The following is a 19,221-nucleotide window of genomic DNA, read 5'->3' as shown; positions in this document are numbered from 1 at the left end:
GCATGCCCGCGGCGCAAAGCGTGTCGCGCGGTTTTTTAGCTGAACATCAATGCGGTCAGCAGGAAATCGAGGCCAAGCACAGCCAGCGAGCCGTACACCACCGTCTTGGTCGTGGCACGTGAAACACCTTCCGGGGTCGGTTTGGCTTCGTAGCCCTGGTAGAGGGCGATGAACGTCACCGCGAAGCCGAACACAATACTCTTGACCACCCCGTTGCCGACGTCAGCCCACACGTCGACGCCGCCCTGCATCTGCGACCAGAACGAGCCGGCATCCACGCCGATCATCAGCACGCCGACCACATAGCCGCCGCCGATCCCGACCGCGCTGAAGATGGCGGCGAGAATCGGCATCGAGATAATGCCGGCCCACAGACGCGGCGCGACCACGATCTTGATCGGATCGACCGCCATCATTTCCATCGCCGTCAGTTGCTCGCCGGCTTTCATCAGGCCGATTTCGGCCGTGAGCGAGGTGCCGGCGCGGCCCGCGAACAGCAGCGCCGTGACCACGGGCCCAAGCTCGCGCACCAGCGAAAGCGCCACCAGCAGCCCGAGCGCCTGCTCGGAGCCGTAACGGTTCAACGTGTTGTAGCCCTGCAAGCCCAGCACGAAGCCGACGAACAGACCCGACACCGCGATGATCACCAGCGAATAATTACCCACGAAGTGGATCTGCTTCGTGACAAGACGCGGACGGCGCAGCAACGGGAAGAATTCGAGCACCAGACGGAAGAAGAGCCGGGTGGCGTAGCCGGCGGTCTCGAGTCCGCCGATCACCGAACGTCCGATCGTACTGATCATGCCTGTCCCCCGCCGATGCCGAAGTCTGCCGCAAGCGGCGTGTTGCTGGGATAGTGGAATTTGAACGGACCGTCTGGCGCACCGTCGATGAACTGGCGCACCGTGGGGTCGGTCGAGGCCCGCAACTGCTCAGGCGTGCCCTCGGCGTGAACCCCGCCGTTGGCCAGAAAATACACGTAGTCGGCGATCGCGAACGATTCCGGCACGTCGTGCGTCACCAGAATGGAGGTGGCGCCGAGCGCCTGGTTCAGCGTACGGATCAGGTTCGCTGTGATGCCAAGCGAGATCGGATCGAGACCGGCGAACGGCTCGTCGTACATCATCAGCTCGGGGTCGAGCGCAATCGCCCGGGCCAGCGCCACGCGCCGTGACATCCCGCCGGAAATCTCCGCGGGCGAGAGGTCGCGCGCGCCGCGCAGGCCGACCGCGTTGAGCTTCATCAGCACCAGGTCGCGGATCAGTTCTTCCGGCAGATCGGTGTGCTCGCGTAGCGTGAACGCCACATTTTCGAACACCGACATGTCGGTAAACAACGCGCCGAACTGGAACAGCATGCCCATCTTGCGGCGTAGCGCATACAGGCCGTCGCGCGTTTGCGCGCCGATATCCTGTCCCTGAAACAGGATCTGCCCGCGCTGGGCACGGACGAGGCCGCCGATCAGCCGCAGCACGGTGGTCTTGCCGCACCCCGAGCCGCCCATGACCGCGACGACCTGACCGCGCTTGAAGCGCAGGTTCAGGTTCGACAGGACGAGCCGGTCGCCATAACCGAAGTCGACGTCGCGAAGCTCGAGAAGGGTCTCGGGGGAGGAAGACACGAAGCTGACAATCCTTTTACACAGAACGCCGAATTATAGGGCCATCGTGCAAAAGCTGCCGTGACGCGCCCCGTCCCCGAAAGCGCGGACTTCGCGATTATGGCGTAAACCCTCGTTGCATTGCAGAGACGGCAGCAGCCGGGTCGGCTGCCTCGGTGACAGCCCGCACCACGGCCGCGCTGCCGACGCCGATCGCCAGCACCTGCGGCAGGACTTGCTGGTCGATCCCGCCGATCGCCACCAGCGGCAGCACGCCGTCGAGCAGCCGCACGTAACGGGCAAGACGCGCGAGGCCCTGCGGCGCGGTGGGCATCGCTTTGGTGGTGGTCGGGAAGACCGCGCCAACCGCGATGTAACTCGGCCGGAAATGCAGCGCGATCAGGATTTCGTAGTAGCCGTGCGTCGACAGGCCGAGGCGCACGCCTGCTGCGGCAAGCTGTGCGAGATCCGCGCGGTCCGCCTTGTGCAGGTCTTCCTGGCCGAGGTGGACGCCGTACGCGCCGGCTTCCAGCGCAAGCTGCCAGTGATCGTTGATGAACACCTGCGCATCGTGCGCGCGGCCCACGGCGACGCAGCGCGCGATTTCCTGCGCCAGCTCGCGAGGCTCGGCGCTCTTGCGCCGCAACTGGACCGTCTTCACACCGTAGCCCACCACCCGCTCCACCCACTCTGCATCAGGCAGCACCGGGTAGAGACCGAGGCGCGCCGGGCAGCGCGCGAACGGCTGCTCCGGTGCGGCGGGCAAACCGGGCACGCGGGGGAAGCGCGTCAGGTCCGACGGCCATGCGTCGTCGGCGGCGGCTTCGTCACCGTCGCGCCACGCCAGCGCCAGCACCAGCGCGTCGTGCGGGTCGAAGCCGCAATCGAGGAAGGCCGCCAGTGCAGGGATCCAGTCTTCGGCCAGATGCCCTGCCAGCGGATAACGCTCGCCGCCGAGATGCAACGTCGCCCGGCCCGCGGCGGCTTCGATCACGCCTGCGCCCTGCAGTTGCCAGCGCGCCACCTGTTCGCCGTGTTGCTGGGCGTCGGCGACGATAATCAGATCGCCGCCGTTCGCGTCGTCCGGGGCCGTCAGGCAGATGCGCCACGGCGCGTGAGTGGGCGGCCAGTCGCCGAGCCGGGCACGGATGCGCTCCGCCGCTTCGCTCAGTTCGTCGGCCGGCGGCCAGAACAGCTCGCGGCCGGCGAGTGTGGAAAGCGAGGAAGTCTGCCTCGGGGTCCCGGCAGCGGGCTGAATCATGTCGCGCTCCCATCCTGATGCCAGAACGGCATGCCGACCACCGGCGTGCTCGCATGAGCGGTTTCGCGTTCGGCCATCGGACCAGCGAGGTAGGCCTGGCGGCCCGCTTCGACGCCCAGCGCGAAGGCGCGGGCCATCGCGTCGGGATGGGTCGCCTGCGACACCGCCGTATTCAGCAGCACGCCGTCGAAGCCCCACTCCATCACTTGGGCAGCGTGCGACGGCACGCCCAGCCCCGCGTCGACGATCAGCGGCACGTCCGGCAGCCGCTCGCGCAATACGCGCAAGCCGTATGGATTGATCACGCCTTTGCCGGTGCCGATCGGCGCGCCCCACGGCATCAACGCCTCGCAGCCGGCATCGAGCAGGCGCCGGCCAATCACCAGATCCTCGGTGCAGTACGGCAACACCTTGAAGCCGTCCTTCACCAGCCGCGCGGCGGCTTCGATCAGGCCGACCGGATCGGGCTGCAGCGTGTAGTCGTCGCCGATCAGTTCCAGCTTGATCCAGTCGGTTTCGAACACTTCACGCGCCATATGCGCCGTCGTGACCGCCTCGCCGACGCTCTGGCAGCCGGCCGTATTCGGCAACAGCGGCACTCCATGGCGTTTGAGCAGATCGAAGAAGCCGGCTTCGGCTCCGCCTTCGTTCATCTGCCGGCGCAGCGCGACCGTGATCATGCCGGGCCTGGCGGCGTCGATCGAGTCCGACAGCGACTGCAGCGACGGATAGCGCGAGGTGCCGAGCAGCACCCGGCTTGCGAAGGTTTCGCCGTACAGCGTGAGCGCGTCGGCGGGAGTGGGAGAAGTCATGTGTAAATCCTTGTCTCTGGCGATACGCGGCCGCTTTTAGCCGCCGGCGGCCACTGCTTAGCCGCCGGCGACAGGTTGCACGACGTCGAGCTTGTCGCCCGCCTGCAGCGCGCGCGCCGCGTGCTGGCCACGCGCCACGAAGTCGCCGTTCAGCGCAACCGCAAACGGCGGGCGCGCGCCGAAGGCGGCGAGCGCGTCGGCGACGGTCGCCCCCTCGGGGAGCGACAACGGCTTCTGATTGATATGAATGTCCATGGTGTTCAGATACGGTTCAATCGATGTCCCAGGCAACTGGCCCGGCGCTCGCTGCGGCAGTGGCCGCAACGCTCACGCCGGCTCCTGCGAGCAATCCTGTGGGTCGAGCCGGGCAAGCTGAAACAGCTCGCTCCAGCGGGCATCGCGCCGCCAGTCGGCAAAGGCGTCGGCATCGCCGATGCGTCCATCGAGCAGCGCGGCGGCAAAACGTGCGGCTTCGTCCGCGACTTCGGGCACGATCATGTAACCGTGCCGGTACAGGCCGTTCACGCGCAAGGTCTGCGCGCCATCCCACACGAGTGCCGGACGGTGGTCCGGCAAGGTCGGGCGGCACTGCGAGTTCAATTCGAGTATGCGCGCCTCGCCGAAACCCGGATGGACCGAGAACGCCGCACTCAGCAATTCCAGCGCAGAGCGCACGCTGACAGGTGACATGTCCTCGCCTTCCACCTCGGTGGCGCCGATCACGTAAAGGTCGTCCTGCTTCGGCGCGATATACAGCGGGTAGCGCGGATGCAGCAGGCGCACCGGGCGCGTGAGGTGAATGCCGGGGGCGTGGACGCGGGCGACTTCGCCGCGAATGCCGCGCAAAGTGGGCATGACCGCTTTCGCGCCGAGGCCGCGGCAATCGATCGTTACGCGCGCGGACGGCATGGCGCGCTCGTCGACCGGCGTATTCCAGTGCGTTTCCACACCGCGCTCGGCCAGGCCCGCCGCCAGGGCGCTAAGGACCTGGCGATTGTCGAGTTGGCCTTCATGCGGCAGCAGCCAGCCTTGCGTGAAGCGGCCGGCGAGCGCGGGCTCGGTGGTACCTAGCTCACCAGCCGATAACCTGACGAAGCCGCCTTCAAGCAGATCCGCCGGCGCGTTCGAACGCACCCGGCGTTCGAACAGCGGCGCTTCCGTGCGGTCGGCGTGATGCCAGACGACCAGCGTGCCATTGCGTTGAAAGAACACCGGTTCGGGCAGCTCCGCCAGCACTTGCGGCCAGGTGTCGAGCGAGGTCGCGCCAAGCCGCGTGATCAGCACCTCAGCGCTGGCCGCTTCTGCGAGCGGCGCAAGCATCGCGGCAGCCACCCACGCCGCCGCCTGCGAGCCGGCGGCATCGCCGCGTTCGTATAACGCCACCCGATGTCCGGCGCCGGCAAGACGCCATGCGACCAGCCGGCCGCACAGGCCGCCGCCGATCACGGCGAAATCGGGTTGAGTGTGAGCGAGTGCGTTCATCGCCGTCCCGCGAGCGCGTGCAGAGGCGCATGGAACGTGCGAGAACGAACCAGGCGAACGAAGCAATCAACTGAAGAATGAGCGGTCATCGTATCCTTTCCGTACGGCAACAAGCGCACGTACCCAAGGACGAAACCGGCGGGCGAGGCCGGCCGGGCAAAAGGCACATCCAGTGACGGACGCTGCCCGGCGGGGAATGGAAGAATGGCTTTACTTCCGGAAACTTCCCGCGCCGGTATTACCCGGATCGGGTGCAAAGGGTCTCTCTCAGCCTCACGGCGGCGTACGGCCCGCGCGCAAAGCACCCCTGTTTCGTCGAAGGTCATTAGACCATAAAAGGCGCGACGGCCGCAAACCGCGGGAGCGGCCCATTGACAGGGGGCAAATGAAATGTGGTCGTAAGGAGGGGGCTGGCACAATGGGAAAAACGGGTGCCTGCGCCGGTGGCGCGGTTTCTTGCATCACCGGCGGTTAATTTTCGCTTAAGGCACTCGCGCCAGAATCGGTCGGTCGCTTGACGGGCTTGTCGTCCGGGCAACGCTCGCAATACCGCCGTGGGTCTGCCCACTATGCTTCATCAGGATGCTCATGACTCCCAAGACCTCTCCCACCAGCGCGCTAGAACCCGACGAGAAAATCTCCGCGTGGAGCCTGATCAAGCCCTACTGGGTCTCTGAAGAATGGAAAATCGCATGGGGGCTGCTCGTCACGATCATCGCGATCAACCTCATCAACGTCTGGATCAACGTCAAGTTCAACACCTGGAGCGGCGAGTTCTTCAACATGCTGCAAGCCAAGGATGTTAAGGACTTCCCGCACCTGATGATAGTTTGGGCCGTGCTCGTGGCCGCGTTGATCGTGCTTTTTGTCTACGATCGCTACCTGCGACAGATGCTAGGCTTCCGCTGGCGCCAGTGGCTCACAACCCGCTACCTCGAAGAATGGCTCGGTGACGGCGCCTTCTACCGAATCGAGCGCGACCGGCTCGCTGACAACCCCGATCAGCGGATCAGCGACGACCTGCAGTCATTCGCGACCAGCACCCTCTCGCTGACGCTCGACCTGCTTTCAACGGTCGTCACACTCGTTACGTTCGTCACCATCCTCTGGACCTTGGCTGGGGCGTTGACTGTGACACTGGGTGGCATGCCGATCGTCATTCCAGGCTACATGGTATGGGTCGCCGCGCTCTACGCGCTGGGTGGCTCATACATGATCTACAAGCTCGGCCGTCCGCTCGTTTCGATTACCTACCAGCAGCAAAAAGTTGAGGCAGATTTTCGCTTCGGCCTGATCCGCGTGCGCGAAAACGCCGAACAAATCGCGTTTTACGATGGCGAGGAGACTGAAAGGGCCACCGCGGGCAATGTCTTTCAGCGCATTCGCGACAACTGGTGGCGCGTGATGAAGTACACGAAGCGCCTGAGCTTCGTGATGAGCTTCTACAGCAATATCGCGTTCATTTTTCCGCTAATTGTCGCCGCGCCCAAGTACTTCACGGGCGCTCTCACAATGGGCATGCTGATGCAGATCCGGAACTCGTTCGGTACCGTCAGCGACTCGTTCTCGTGGTTCATCAACAGTTACGGCAGCCTCGTCGATTGGCGCGCTACGGTGAATCGTCTGCGTGAATTCAAACGCGTCACACACGCGTCGCACTTCAAGGAAACCGTCTCGCCAGCCACCGCGCATGGCGGGATCAACCTGCACTACGTCGACGAAGACCGGCTCACCACGAACGGTCTGTCGCTCGCCCTGCCGAACGGCAGCCCGCTCTCGCAGATCCGCGATATCGCGATCATGCCCGGCTCGCACTGGCTCGTGCGGGGACCATCTGGCTCAGGAAAGAGCACCTTGATGCGTGCGCTCGCCGGACTATGGCCGTTCGGCGACGGCTCGATCGACGCGCCGGTCAACGCACGCATGATGTTCATTCCGCAGCAGAGCTACATGCCGATCGGCAAGTTGAAAGCGGCGCTCACCTACCCGTCGTCCGCCGAAACCTACACCGACGACGAGTGCCGCGAAGCGCTGCGCAACTGCCGCCTCGAAGACTATGTGGACCGGCTCGATGAATCGGGGCACTGGGCCCGTATGATGTCGCCGGGCGAGCAGCAGCGTCTCGCTGCTGCTCGTGTGCTGCTGCACAAGCCCGATTACCTGTTCCTCGACGAGGCCACCAGCGCCCTCGATTCCGACAACGAAGCGCGCGTCTATCGTCTCTTCATGGAGCGCCTGCCCAAGGCCGCGATCGTCAGCGTCGCGCATCGCGAATCGCTCGCGGCGTTCCACGAAGAAACGCTCGATGTCGAGCGTGCGGGCGAAGCAATCGCCGCATGAGCCCGCCGTCATTCGACCGCGTGGTGCTGATCACCGGTGCCGGCTCCGGCATCGGTGCAGCCTTGGCCCGGCGCCTTGCCGCGCCGCGCACCGCCTTGATGCTGCACGCGCGTGGCGCCGATACGGCATCGCGTGAACGCCTCGCTGCCGTCGGCGCCGAGTGCTCGGCACACGGCGCCGACTGTGCCACCGTCCACGGCGACCTGGCCGAGCGCGGTGCCGCCGAACACCTCGTCCATACGACGCTTGCGCACTTCGGCGCACTCGATCAACTGGTCGCCAATGCGGGCCATGCGCAGCGTCAGACACTCGGCACGCTCGACCCCGACACCTTCAACGAAGCCTTCGCCGCGATGCCGGGTGCCTTTGCCGCGCTCGTCAAACGCGCCTCCGCCGCCCTCGAGACGTCGCCGCGCGGCCGCATCGTCGCCATCAGTTCATTCGTCGCTCATCGCTATCGGGCCGACGCTCCTTTCGCGGCAACGGCCGCGGTCAAGGCCGCCGTCGAGTCGCTCGCCAGGACCGCCGCGGCCGAACTGGCGCCGCACGGCGTCACCGTCAATTGCGTCGCACCGGGTTATACGCGCAAGGACCGCGGCCCCAGCGCCGACAACGCCGCCGTCTGGACCCATGCCGCCGCTGCCACACCGCTTGGCCGCGTGGCCGAGCCTGCCGATGTCGCCGCGCTGATCGCCTTCCTGCTCTCCGATGAAGCGCGCCACATCACCGGCCAGGTGATCCACATCGACGGTGGACTCACGCTGGGCTGAGCGGCGCTCTGCAACATCCTGAAATACCCGACAACAGTTCGAAAGCATTTGCGAACCGCTCAGGTTGTTCCGTGCTTTGAAAGTACCGCACAGCGGCGACGATTGTCGTGCGGGCCGACTACCCTGCGGCCCGCACGCCACTCACCGTTACCGGACTTCCCGCCCATGTCATTCGATCGCCGCCTCCGTCCTTTGACCCAACGACTCACGCGGATGAGCCGTTACCCCTTCACGCACGCTGCGGCCCTTGGCGCCGCGGCGTTGCTGCTGTCGCTCGGCGCCCAGGCTGTGCAGGTGACGCCGTCCGCCGAGCCAGCCGATGTCTGTCCCGCACTGAAGCACATCGTCGACGCGCCCGACTTCAAGCAGCTGCATAACGAACCAGCCGCGCAGTTGCCCGGCCTCGCCAGCGCCGACGATTGCCGCGCCAATAGCCATAGCTACGACTGCCATTGGCGCGCGCATTGGCAAGCCGACGGCGTCGTCGCGGACCCGCTCGAAGAACTCGGCGCGGATATTGCCGCCTGTTTTCCGAACGTCGTGCATGACCTCAACACGCCGACGCGCCAGCATTTCGTCGTGACCGCAGGCGAGCGCCGCATCAACGTCACGGCCAGCGTGCAGGGGCCCAGCGAGCTGCGCCTGCGCGTGGCTCGCTAAGCGTGCCCGCCCCGCGTTCCGCTTTCGACCCGACACGCCGAGGTATTGCATCGTGACCGGCTTGCGCTCATCGCGACTTCCCGCTGTTCTGTGGACCGTCCGCTTGCCGTGGTCCATCGGACGGCGGTCCTGCGTATGGGCCGCGACCACCGCCATGCTTTGCGTCGGGCTGAACGGCTGCGCGTGGACGCTGATCACCGCAGCCGATGCCACCGGCTCGGTGATCCAGGCGGGTTATGCCATCGCGTCGAACTACTCGTCGCCGACCTTCGTGAACGGCCGGCCCGCGTCCATCAGCGCGGTGTGCATCGAAGTGAACCAGATGGTGTCCGTTGGCGATTTCGTCCCGGCTTTGCAGCTCGCCCTCAACCGGCGCGGCATCCGCTCGGACGTCTACAACCCGGGCACCTCCCCCGCCAGCTGCGAGGCTCGCCTCGTCTACAGCGCGTCGGTCGATTACGGCCGGCGCTCATTCAGCGACAATCCGATCCAGTATCTTTCGGTGATCGACCTGACACTTCTGCAGCAAGGCCGCATTCTCGTCACCGCCCGCTATCAGACGGGCGAACTCGGCATGGACCGCTTCTCGAACGCGTCGGTCAAGTTGAGCGGCATGATCGACAAGATGGTGATCGACCGGACCGAGTTACGGCCGCCCACTCTTCAGACCTCGCAGATCAACTGAGGCCGGCTCAGGCGCGCCGCATGCACGCATCGCCGGCAGCCCCTGCGCAGACGCTTGCTTCGCGTTACCCCGGAAAGGTTTCGAAAGCATTACGCGCTATCTGCACCCCGGCGTATCTCTTAAGATTGACCGAATGAACCAATCCATTCTGGTCGTCGACGACGATCCCGTCGTGCGCGATCTCGTGCGCGAATATCTGCAGGGACGCGGCTACTCGGTAGCCGTGCTCGAGCACGGCATGGCCCTGCAACGCAAGCTGCAAACCGAACGGCCCGCACTCGTCGTACTCGACATCATGATGCCGGAGCTGGACGGCATCAGTGCGCTGCGCGCGCTGCGTCTGGCCGGCGACGACATTCCGGTAATCCTGCTGACGGCGCGCGCCGATGTGATCGACCGCGTGATCGGTCTCGAACTCGGCGCGGACGACTACCTCGGCAAGCCCTTCGAACCGAGCGAACTGGTCGCACGGATTCGCACCGTCTTGCGCCGGCGCGGCGCGATTGCGCCTGGCGCGCCGGAGAACCGTGCACCCTATCGCTTCGGCCGTTTCGAGGTGAACTTCCCGGCGCGCGAACTGCGCCGCGACGGCGAACGCATTCCGCTGCGCTCGAGCGAATTTGCCATGCTCAAGGTGTTCGTCACGCACGCCATGACGGTCCTCACCCGTGCGCAGCTGCTCGAGAAGCTGCACGGCAACAGCGAGGCGCACCGCAACCGCAGCCTCGACGTGTCGATCTGGCGCTTGCGGCGTCTGATCGAAGTCGACCCGTCGGAGCCGCGTTATGTGCAGACGGTGTGGGGACGCGGCTACGTGTTCGTCCCGGATGGGGAAATCGGCGCAGCCGAGCGCTGCGCGCCGTTTGCCGACGCGTAGCGGTGCGAACCGAGGCCGCCGCTTGCAGCGGCTGCATTAGAACGTCAGCACGCTCAGGAACATCCGCTGCAGCCAGCCCACAGTGGTCGAATCGCTGACAATGCCCTGGCCGGCCTGTTCGATCTTCGCATTCGCCACCTTGCTGGACGATACATAGTTGCCTGCTTCGATGTCCTTCGGATTGACGATACCGGACAGTCTCAAGCGGTCGTGATTGCCGTTCATCGCAATCAGCTTCTCACCCGACACCAGCAGATTGCCGGTCGGCATCGTGCCGATCACGGTCACGGCCAGCGTGCCCGTCATGCCGCTGACGTCGGTCATCGCCCCCTGCCCCTTGAAGTCCGTCGCCGCCGAGCCGATGTTGAAGAGCCGCGCGAGCCGTGCAGCGGCGCTGGTCGATTGATCGGCGGCCGTCGCGGTGATGTCGCTGGTGCGGCTCGCCGTCGTGTTGGCACTGCTGTTGCCGCTATAGGACTCGGACAGACGGATCGTCAGCACATCGCCCACGTGCTGCGCACGCGGTGTTTCGTATAGCAGCAGCGAGGAGCCTGCCTGATAGATCGCCCCTTGGGTATTGACGTTGAGCGGCGCGCTGACCAGCGGCGGCAGCATCGGCGTATCGACGATCGAATCCGGGTGGCTCGCGCAAGCGGCTACAGCAAGCGCCGCGTTGAGCACGGCCATGAGGCGTAGCGTGGTCATAGAGGTTCCTCCGCCGGAGGGAAAGGGGTGCAAATAAGTGGCACAAGTAAGCGGAGCAAATCGGTGTTGGCACCCATACAGCGCTTCAACCCGCTTCGGGACTGCTCGCCTGCCATTGGCGTACCAGCGACTTCACCCACGCGTCCGGGTCTTTCAGCAAGTAGGTCAACGTGCCGTTGTGGGTGGACGGCAAAAAGCACAAGGTGATCGAACTGACCGCGTTCTCCCAGACGTACACCGGGAGCGCGCCGCCTGCCGCCGAGCTGGTCCGCGTGACGAGGCGCGGCGCCCCGTAGCGATCCGCGAGTGCCCCGCGCAGATCGCCGGCCGTGACGTCGTCGACCACGAAGGAGATCTCGTAGAGACGCAACGCCGTCTGGCCGTCGACCCGCGCGAAACGCAATACATGGTCCTGGGCTGGCGCGCCATCCACCACGGCCTGCGACACCCGCCAGCCGTCGGCCGAGCGATGCGCCCAGCGGCACGCCACGGTCAGGCTCTCGCTCGTCTTCAGGCTCATGCCGAGCGAGCCAGCCAGCATGTCCGTCTCGCAGACCGGCACGCTGCCGACCGGCGTCGCCCGCACGGTCGAGCCCGCCCGAAATTCGTCGAGCGTGATGCCAAGCGGAATGCCGCGGAACGCGTATGGCGCATCGGGGGCGCGCTTGCGCTCGTCGGCGGCGCTGCTGCGCTTCACTGAGGACGCTGACGAGGGCACGGCGCGCGCCGCGGAATCCGCGTGTGCGGCGCGCACCGTCGCGCCGACCAGCAGCGCAACCGACAACGGCGCCAATACTGCGAGACGCCTGCGGGCAGACAGTCGGGAGGTCATGGCTCAGTCGATCGCCGATGCACACGCGTTGAACGGCGTGGCCGCGGCGTGGCCGACCACGGGCAGAATATCGAGCGTCGCGGCCGTCAGGCGGCAAGGCAGCGCGGCAACCCCACAGCCGTCGAGCGGCAGTAGCATCGCCCCTAGCGCCAGCCAGCTTGCGGCTCGCACGCAGCGCTTGAAAACAGTCAGAGTCGACACAGGCAGCCTCGTTACGTCAGGCTGTCGTGTTGACATGGTTGCCGATCAAGCCGCCGGGCAAGGACGGCGCAGGAGGTTCGGCCGGCAGCGCCTCCGGTTTGGCGGTGCTGTCCGGCGTCGGCGTCGGCCGCTCGCGCGGCACAGGCGGAAAGGTGGTCGAGCGGAGATTGTTGGTGACGGTCATGGTCTGCCTCGCTTATCGCTGGGGTGCGGATTCGGTTGCCGCACTGACGCAGGTACTGAGGGAGAACTGACCTTCAGGCCAACGAAGCGCGGCGGCGGTGGACTACAGGCCGAATCATCACGCTGCGAAGCGACGCACAATGCATGAAGGAACGCACGCTTTTCCACGGTTCTTACGACCCGTTTCGACTCGGCGCCAATCCTTTCCCCGGAGCGAATCCGGTAAGCAAAACCGGCTTGATGCGTCCCTCAATCTATAATTTATATTGCCAACCTTAGCGCCGGAATTCGATCGTTTAGCCTTATGCGACAAGGCTTCCAAAGGGGGCCAGAGGGACTTCCGCCCGGCCGGACGCGGGCTGGTAAGTGTTGGTAAGAAAACAGTCGGCCGTTTGCCGCGCACGCCAGTCTAAAATTTCGAGATGAATCCACAGGTCCTCATCGTCGACGACGACCCGGTCGTACGCGATCTGCTTTGCCGCTTTTTGCAATCGAACGGGTTCGACGCCTCCGTGCTCCACGACGGCACGCATTTGCAACGCCGCCTCGAAAGAGAGCGGCCATCGGTCGTTGTGCTCGACATCATGATGCCGAACACCGACGGCCTGCGCGCGCTGACGGCGCTGCGCGCCGCCGGCGACGACATTCCGGTGATCTTCGTGACGGCGCGCGGCACCGTGGCGGATCGCATCGTGGGCCTGTCGCTCGGCGCCGACGACTATCTGACCAAGCCGTTCGACCCGCGCGAATTGCTGGCCCGCATCCAGACGGTGCTGCGCCGGCGCGGGCCGTCGACCACCAGCGCGCCGGAAGCCCGCAAGCCGTATCACTTCGGGCCGTTCGAACTCGACTTCGCGACCCGCACGCTGTCGCGCGACAACACCCGGCTCGCGCTACGCGACAGTGAGTTCGCGCTGCTGAAGATCTTCGTCAACAATCCGTACAAAGTGCTGTCGCGCGTGCTGATTCACGATCTGGTGCATCGCGACAACCTCGCCTTTCGCGACCGCAGCCTCGATGTGCCGATCTGGCGCCTGCGCCGCGTGATCGAAGACGACCCGTCGAGCCCGTGCTACGTCCAGACCGTGCGCGGCAAGGGCTACGTCTTCGTGCCTGACGCCGATGGGACGCCCTTCTCGATCGAGGCCGCGGCAGACTCATGAAAAACCCGTTGAACACGCTATTCGGCAGAATGGCGTTGCTCTCGACGGCGGTATTGTTGGCAATTCAGGCCGGCTGGTTCGTACTGGTTGTAATGCAGCCGCCGCACCATGAGGTGGACGGCTTCGCACGCGGCATCCTGCTGATGCTGCAGGCGGCCAACGGCGAACCCGTGCAGGGCGCCGACCTCGCACCGGCAATGCGCGTGCATCTGGTGCCCACTTGGAACATGCCCTCCACGATCCATTTGCGGCCACCGACCGAACGGCAGTTCGTCGAGCTAAGCCAGCACTTGCGAGCCCGCTTGCCGCTCGGCACCCAGATCGAAGTGGACGATGCGCGGCCCCCGCGCCTGTGGATTCGCTATCCGGGCAAATCGATGTGGGTGGTCGTGCCGGTGGATATTCCGCCACGCCCGCGCTTTATCATCGAAACCGTCTCGATGCTGGTGGCGGCGCTGATCCTGTCGCTGCTCGCCGTGTGGCAGATGCAGCGGCCGCTCTCGCGGGTCGCGACGGCGGCGCGAGCCTTCGGCGCCGGCGGCCGGCCCGAGCCGGTGAATGTGCAGGGGCCGCGCGAATTGCGCGACCTGATCGGCTCGTTTAACGACATGATGAGGCGGCTCAACGAGGCCGGCGACGACCAGGCCGTGATGCTGGCCGGCGTCGCGCACGACCTGAAGGCGCCGCTCACGCGGCTCAAGCTGCGCGCCAGCGTGCTGGTGGCGGAGAACGAACGGGCCGGGCTGATTCGCGATGTCGATTCGCTGACCAATATCGTGCAGCAGTTTCTGGAATTCGCCGGCCAAGCCGCCGACGCCGGGCCGCCGGTCGAAGTCGAAGCGTTCCTGCGCGAACAGTTTTCCAGCACCGATATCGTCGATAGTGTCGAAATCGCGGATTGTGGCGATGACGCGCTCGAAACGGGCCCAGCCGAAAGCCCGCTTTTCAGCCTCGACTTGCGAGCAGGGCCACACTTCACGCTACCGCGCACGCTGCTCGACCGGCTGGTGACGAATCTGGTCGACAACGCGCTCGAGCACGGTGCACCGCCCGTTGAAATCGCAACGGCGCGCAACGATCGGCATTGGCTGGTGGCCGTACGTGATCACGGACCAGGAATCCCCGACGACCGGATCGCGGCCGCGATGAAGCCGTTCGTGCGGCTCGACGCCGCGCGCGGCGGCGAAGGTCATTGCGGGTTAGGGCTCGCGATTGTGGCGCGCCTCGCGCACGATCGCGGCGGGCGCTGCGATGTGTTCAACCACCCGAACGGCGGCTTGTGCGTGCGCATTGCGCTGCCGATCGAGCAGTCGAACGCCTGATGCTGGGGCTGCGCTTACACGGTCTTACCGGGCAGCTTCGCTGGAGCCTCCCGCACGTATAGTCTGCGCGGGCACCCTCGATAGCCCCCTGTTCGGTCCGCCCTGCTGTTGCCCGGGCGGGCCGCTTTTTCTCAGACCACCAACCGGTCGTGCAAGGTATCGATGGTTGCCTGCGACAGGCCCAGTCCGACAGTCAAATAGCTGGACATGGTGCCGTAGCTCGCCTGCACCTGATCGAAGCCGGCCTGCAAAAAGCTCTCCTGTACGCTGTAGAGCGGTGCATCCTGCGCGAGCGCTGCCGCGCCGCTTTGAGTCTGCACCGCCGCGACTTGTGCGCCGATAGAGACGGCCGAATAAGTATTCGTCAGAAGATAATCCTGCATGATCACGTCGAGCGGTACGTTCGCAATGCTGAGCAACAGCGCCGCAACCCAGCCGGTGCGGTCCTTGCCCGCGGTGGAATGCACCAGTTGCACGCCCGGTGTGTCCGCCAGTTGGCTCAGCACCGCGCCGTAGCCTGCCCGTTGCGCCGCGCCGGTGACGTAGGCGCGTTCCGCGCTCTCCATCCACGCGATCGCGCCGCCCGGCATCTGGGGGGGCGGCATGGGGTTGTCGCTCTCGCCGGTGACGTTGATGTTCACATAGGCCGCCCCGGCGGGCATCACGTCGGCGCTCCGGGCGACCTCCCCTGGCGTGCGCAGGTCGTAGACGCTGCCGATATTGAGCGTATCGATCACCGCCTTGTCAGCCGTACTCAAGGTCAGCGCATTCGACCGATAAAACACGCCGCGCCGCACCTGCCTGCCGTCCACGGTCGGATAGCCACCGCCCGCGCCGCCGATGTCGCGGAAATTGTCGACCGAGGCGAGCCGCGGCGTGTCCGGCAGATCGGAGGACGACACCCCGCCGCCGCCGCACGCCGCCAGCAGTGAGCTGCCGAACCCCGACACCAGCAGCACGCTCGCCGAGCCCTTCAGGAACGCTCGGCGCGCCGCAAGCTCACCATTCGGTACAAAGCCTGGCGGCCGAACGTTGCCGGAGCGGGTCGCACGTAGGCGAGCTTTCGCAGTGAAATCCATTGAATGTATTGGTAAGGGGCGCTTGCGCGGCAGGACGGATGGACGGCGTAAAACACGAAGCGCCGGGCCGGAGTGTACCGGGCGAAAATACCGCGCGGGTTACAAAGTAGGAGTCGGTAAGGTTCTGAAATTCGCCCCAGTACCGTTGCAGCGCCCGTGTCGCGAACACGTTCGCAGGCCGTAGCGGTTTTTTGTCCGGACTGGTCCGCTTGCGGTTCTGCGCCGTAAAATAGGGGCGCACCGGGGTGCGGGCGCACGCACCGCATGCCACAAATCAGGGGCTCAGGAGACGGGATGGCGTCATTTCAGTGGTTCACGGAGTTGACGACGCGCGAGCGCCGCACGCTCTACGCGGGCTTCGGCGGTTACGCAGTCGATGCGTTCGACTTCATGATCTACTCGTTCCTGATCCCAACCTTGATCGCCACCTGGGGGATGAGCAAGAGCGAAGCTGGGCTGATCGCGACCAGCTCGCTGATTTCCTCGGCCATCGGCGGCTGGCTCGCCGGCATTCTCGCCGATCGCTACGGACGGGTGCGCGTGCTGCAATGGACCATCGCAACCTTTGCGCTCTTCACTTGCCTGTCGGGCTTCACCCATTCGTTCTGGCAATTGCTGACCACTCGTACGCTGCAAGGCATTGGCTTTGGCGGGGAATGGTCGGTGGTGACGGTCATGATGGCCGAGACGATCCGCTCGCCGCAGCATCGTGCGAAGGCGGTTGGCACCGTGCAGAGCAGCTGGTCGTTCGGCTGGGCCGCGGCGGCCATCATCTACTGGGCCTCGTTTGCACTCCTGCCGGAACAGGTAGCGTGGCGCGCCTGCTTCTGGGTTGGCATCCTGCCGGCCTTGTGGATCGTCTACGTGCGCCGCAACGTGAGCGACCCCGAGATCTTTCTCGCCACCCGCCGCGCCCGAGACAGCGGCTTCGATACCTCCCACTTCCTGCAGATCTTCGCCTTTCCCCATCTAAGAACCACGCTGCTCGGCAGCGCCTTGTGCACCGGCATGCTGGGCGGCTACTACGCGATTACGACCTGGCTGCCCACCTATCTGAAGACCGTGCGGCATCTGTCGGTGTTCAACACGAGCGGCTATCTGATCGTGCTGATCATCGGCTCGTTCACCGGGTATATCGTCGGAGCGATCCTGTGCGACAAGATCGGCCGGCGCGCCTCGTTCATTCTGTTTGCGATCGGCTCGTTCGTGCTCGGCATGGTCTACACGATGTTGCCCATCACCAATGGCACGATGCTGTTGCTCAGCTTTCCACTCGGCGTGGTCGTGCAGGGGATTTTTGCCGGAGTGGGCGCCTATCTCTCCGAGCTGTATCCGAATGAAATCCGCGGTTCGGGTCAAGGCTTTTGCTACAACCTCGGACGCGGCCTCGGCTCGTTCTTCCCGATTCTCGTCGGTACGCTTTCGCAATCGATGACGCTCGTCAACGCGATGGGTCTCGTCGCGGGCTCTGGCTATCTGCTGGTGATCGCAGCTGCGTTGTGTCTGCCTGAAACCAAGGGCAAGGCGCTGGCGGCCGCGAGCGCGACGTCCTGATGTGCATTCCTCACACATGAAAACGATTGTTCTTGGCGGCGGCGTGATCGGTGTCGCTACCGCCTTCTATCTGGCCACGCAGGGTTGCGAGGTCACCGTAATCGAACGCGAGCCGGATGTGGCGCTCGCCACCAGTTTCGGCAATGCCGGCGTGATCGCGCCGGGCTATGTGACACCTTGGGCTGCGCCGGGGATGCCGGCGAAGATCCTCAAATACCTGTTCAAACCGGCCTCGCCGCTGATCTTCCGGCCGACTTTCGATCCGGCGCAGTGGCGCTGGATTGCACGCTGGTTGCGCGAGTGCGATCTCGAGCGGTTTCGCGTGAACAAGCAGCGTATGCAGCGGGTGGCTTATTACAGCCGCGCTTGTCTGCAGGAATTTCGTGGGCGCTATCCGTTTGATTACGGGCGTAGTCAGGGGTATCTGCAGTTGTTTCGCAGCGAGTATGACGTGGAGTTGGCGCAGCCGGCTCTTGCCGTGTTGCGGGATGCCGGGATTGCGTATCGCGAAGTGAGTGCCGCACAGTGCGTCGAGATTGAGCCGGGGTTGCGGTGGGCTCGTGAGACGCCACTATCGGGGCTTTATTTGCCGGATAATGAGGCTGGGGATTGTGCTCGGTTTACGCGTGAGTTGCGGTCTATCTGTGAGGGTAATGGAGTTCGGTTTTGCTTTGATACCCGCGTGACCGGGCTCGATGTTCAGGGTGGTGCGGTGCGCGGTGTGCGGGTGGATAGCGAGCGCGGTGCTGAGGTGCTGCATGCGGATGTGGTTGTCGTCGCGCTCGGGGTGGGTAGTGCGCAGTTGCTCGCGCCGCTTGGGGTTAAGGTGCCGCTTTATCCCGTTAAGGGGTATTCGGCTACTTTGCCTGTTATCGATGATGAGAAAGCACCGCGCGCTGCGTTGATGGATGAGTCGTTGAAAACCGCTATTACGCGGTTTGGGCGGAATTTGCGGGTTGCGGGGACTGCTGAGCTTGGGGATCGGCGCTCTACTTTGCGTGAGCAGGCTCTGGAGACTCTGCTTAAGGTTCTTGATGATTGGTTTCCTCATGCTGCCAAGCCTAGTTCGGCGCATTTTTGGGTCGGGCGCAGGCCTATGACGCCGGATGGGGCTCCCCTACTCGGTCCGTCCGGAGTTGAAGGGCTTTGGATCAATGTCGGGCATGGGTCCACCGGGTGGGCTATGGCTATGGGGTCCGGGAAAGTCGTTGCCGATCTTGTTACGCTGCGCGTGCCGGAGATTTCTTTGGACGGGCTTACTTTGGAAAGGTATTTGAGGTAGCTGTTTTTTTGTCCGCGTAGCGGGATTTTTTGGTGTTCTTAGGGTGTTGGCTTCTCCTTGATTTGATGTTGGACTACTAGCGTTGCCCCTGTGCGGGGCGGCACCTGTGAACGGCGGTCGAAATCCGACGTTAAACGGCGGCGTCAGTCAGGAATTCGGAATGTTTTCTAGTCTTCCGGGCTAATCCGAGATGACTGATACGGGTGGCGCTGAGGTTATGGGACGCATCGAAAGGAGCCCGTAGGGCGAGAGCAGATGCGTCCCGGCGGGAGCCGGTTCAGGAAGGGGTGACGCAGCAGGCCTGATGCGGTAAAAGAGGATTTACCGCCGAAGAAACAGGCCCGACACCGGCGCAAACCGCCAAGTTCAATCCGGTGTCGAGCCCAGCACGCGCACGACAGGGTGCGGGTGTG

General features: G+C 64.8%; 20 protein-coding genes and 1 riboswitch. Of the genes, 9 read left to right on the top strand and 11 right to left on the bottom strand.

Translation table 11 applies throughout. The features are described 5' to 3' along the window. Nucleotides 1-35: 35 nt before the first annotated feature. The 6 genes from mlaE to BLQ92_RS34080 all read right to left on the bottom strand — a co-directional run bounded on the left by mlaE (nt 36) and on the right by BLQ92_RS34080 (nt 5,155). Complete coding sequence (gene mlaE / locus BLQ92_RS34105) at nt 36-803, bottom strand: lipid asymmetry maintenance ABC transporter permease subunit MlaE (protein WP_090693547.1); 768 nt, start codon at nt 801-803, stop codon at nt 36-38. Continuing rightward, the gene (locus BLQ92_RS34100; RefSeq protein ID WP_090693545.1) at nt 800-1,621 is read right to left on the bottom strand and encodes an ABC transporter ATP-binding protein; all 822 of its coding nucleotides are present in this window, start codon (nt 1,619-1,621) and stop codon (nt 800-802) included. Before BLQ92_RS34100 ends, mlaE begins: the two co-directional genes overlap by 4 nt. Before the next feature lie 97 nt (nt 1,622-1,718). Beyond that, nucleotides 1,719-2,861: a thiamine phosphate synthase gene (gene thiE / locus BLQ92_RS34095; protein WP_090693541.1), complete on the bottom strand. Its 1,143-nt coding sequence runs from the start codon at nt 2,859-2,861 to the stop codon at nt 1,719-1,721. Then, nucleotides 2,858-3,673 (bottom strand): thiazole synthase, encoded by an 816-nt coding sequence (locus BLQ92_RS34090; protein WP_090693536.1) that lies wholly within the window; start codon nt 3,671-3,673, stop codon nt 2,858-2,860. The genes thiE and BLQ92_RS34090 overlap by 4 nt, the downstream gene beginning before the upstream one ends. Before the next feature lie 57 nt (nt 3,674-3,730). Further along, nucleotides 3,731-3,928 carry a sulfur carrier protein ThiS gene (gene thiS, locus BLQ92_RS34085; protein ID WP_090693533.1) on the bottom strand — a complete coding sequence of 66 codons (198 nt, stop codon included), beginning with the start codon at nt 3,926-3,928 and terminating at the stop codon, nt 3,731-3,733. A gap of 72 nt (nt 3,929-4,000) precedes the next feature. Beyond that, nucleotides 4,001-5,155: an FAD-dependent oxidoreductase gene (locus tag BLQ92_RS34080; protein WP_090693529.1), complete on the bottom strand. Its 1,155-nt coding sequence runs from the start codon at nt 5,153-5,155 to the stop codon at nt 4,001-4,003. A gap of 207 nt (nt 5,156-5,362) precedes the next feature. After that, nucleotides 5,363-5,474: riboswitch (TPP riboswitch) on the bottom strand. A gap of 269 nt (nt 5,475-5,743) precedes the next feature. Between BLQ92_RS34080 and BLQ92_RS34075 the strand changes: the two genes are divergently transcribed. From BLQ92_RS34075 to BLQ92_RS34055, 5 genes are all read left to right on the top strand, one after another. Then, the gene (locus BLQ92_RS34075) at nt 5,744-7,495 is read left to right on the top strand and encodes an ABC transporter ATP-binding protein/permease (RefSeq protein WP_090693525.1); all 1,752 of its coding nucleotides are present in this window, start codon (nt 5,744-5,746) and stop codon (nt 7,493-7,495) included. Then, complete coding sequence (locus BLQ92_RS34070; RefSeq protein WP_090693522.1) at nt 7,492-8,265, top strand: SDR family NAD(P)-dependent oxidoreductase; 774 nt, start codon at nt 7,492-7,494, stop codon at nt 8,263-8,265. Before BLQ92_RS34075 ends, BLQ92_RS34070 begins: the two co-directional genes overlap by 4 nt. A gap of 165 nt (nt 8,266-8,430) precedes the next feature. Then, nucleotides 8,431-8,925, top strand: coding sequence for a hypothetical protein (locus tag BLQ92_RS34065; protein WP_090693518.1), 495 nt, complete (start codon nt 8,431-8,433; stop codon nt 8,923-8,925). A 154-nt stretch (nt 8,926-9,079) separates the two neighbouring features. Beyond that, nucleotides 9,080-9,610, top strand: coding sequence for a hypothetical protein (locus BLQ92_RS34060; protein WP_244106395.1), 531 nt, complete (start codon nt 9,080-9,082; stop codon nt 9,608-9,610). Nucleotides 9,611-9,743: 133 nt separating this feature from the next. After that, complete coding sequence (locus BLQ92_RS34055; protein ID WP_090693508.1) at nt 9,744-10,487, top strand: response regulator; 744 nt, start codon at nt 9,744-9,746, stop codon at nt 10,485-10,487. 36 nt (nt 10,488-10,523) lie between these two features. Here the strand turns inward: BLQ92_RS34055 and BLQ92_RS34050 are convergent, their stop codons facing one another. The 4 genes from BLQ92_RS34050 to BLQ92_RS40310 form a co-directional block, all read right to left on the bottom strand. After that, on the bottom strand, nt 10,524-11,192 hold the full coding sequence (locus BLQ92_RS34050) for a flagellar basal body L-ring protein FlgH (protein WP_090693504.1): 669 nt from the start codon (nt 11,190-11,192) through the stop codon (nt 10,524-10,526). An 85-nt stretch (nt 11,193-11,277) separates the two neighbouring features. After that, nucleotides 11,278-12,024, bottom strand: a complete 747-nt coding sequence (locus BLQ92_RS34045) for a hypothetical protein (RefSeq protein ID WP_090693500.1) — start codon at nt 12,022-12,024, stop codon at nt 11,278-11,280. Between the two features lie 3 nt (nt 12,025-12,027). Continuing rightward, on the bottom strand, nt 12,028-12,225 hold the full coding sequence (locus tag BLQ92_RS34040) for a DUF6726 family protein (RefSeq protein WP_090693496.1): 198 nt from the start codon (nt 12,223-12,225) through the stop codon (nt 12,028-12,030). A gap of 16 nt (nt 12,226-12,241) precedes the next feature. Further along, a complete protein-coding gene (locus BLQ92_RS40310) occupies nt 12,242-12,409 on the bottom strand; it encodes a hypothetical protein (protein ID WP_175772735.1) in 168 nt (55 codons plus the stop codon). Between the two features lie 421 nt (nt 12,410-12,830). Between BLQ92_RS40310 and BLQ92_RS34035 the strand changes: the two genes are divergently transcribed. Together BLQ92_RS34035 and BLQ92_RS34030 are read left to right on the top strand one after the other, a co-directional pair. Beyond that, entirely contained in the window at nt 12,831-13,571 is a 741-nt protein-coding gene (locus BLQ92_RS34035; protein WP_090693493.1) for a response regulator, read from the top strand. Beyond that, the gene (locus BLQ92_RS34030; RefSeq protein ID WP_090693490.1) at nt 13,568-14,893 is read left to right on the top strand and encodes an ATP-binding protein; all 1,326 of its coding nucleotides are present in this window, start codon (nt 13,568-13,570) and stop codon (nt 14,891-14,893) included. Before BLQ92_RS34035 ends, BLQ92_RS34030 begins: the two co-directional genes overlap by 4 nt. 131 nt (nt 14,894-15,024) lie before the next feature. On the opposite strand, the gene BLQ92_RS34025 is transcribed toward BLQ92_RS34030, so the two are convergent. After that, the gene (locus BLQ92_RS34025) at nt 15,025-15,972 is read right to left on the bottom strand and encodes a tyrosine-protein phosphatase (RefSeq protein ID WP_090693486.1); all 948 of its coding nucleotides are present in this window, start codon (nt 15,970-15,972) and stop codon (nt 15,025-15,027) included. Between the two features lie 294 nt (nt 15,973-16,266). Between BLQ92_RS34025 and BLQ92_RS34020 the strand changes: the two genes are divergently transcribed. Beyond that, the gene (locus BLQ92_RS34020) at nt 16,267-17,526 is read left to right on the top strand and encodes an MFS transporter (protein WP_090693482.1); all 1,260 of its coding nucleotides are present in this window, start codon (nt 16,267-16,269) and stop codon (nt 17,524-17,526) included. Between the two features lie 16 nt (nt 17,527-17,542). Continuing rightward, complete coding sequence (locus BLQ92_RS34015; protein WP_090693846.1) at nt 17,543-18,808, top strand: D-amino acid dehydrogenase; 1,266 nt, start codon at nt 17,543-17,545, stop codon at nt 18,806-18,808. The last annotated feature ends 413 nt before the right edge of the window (nt 18,809-19,221 follow it).

It is taken from the genome of Paraburkholderia phenazinium (assembly GCF_900100735.1).
Taxonomy (GTDB): Bacteria; Pseudomonadota; Gammaproteobacteria; order Burkholderiales; family Burkholderiaceae; genus Paraburkholderia; species Paraburkholderia phenazinia.
Note: the sequence above shows the minus strand (reverse complement) of the source record. Positions and strands in the feature narration are given on the sequence as shown.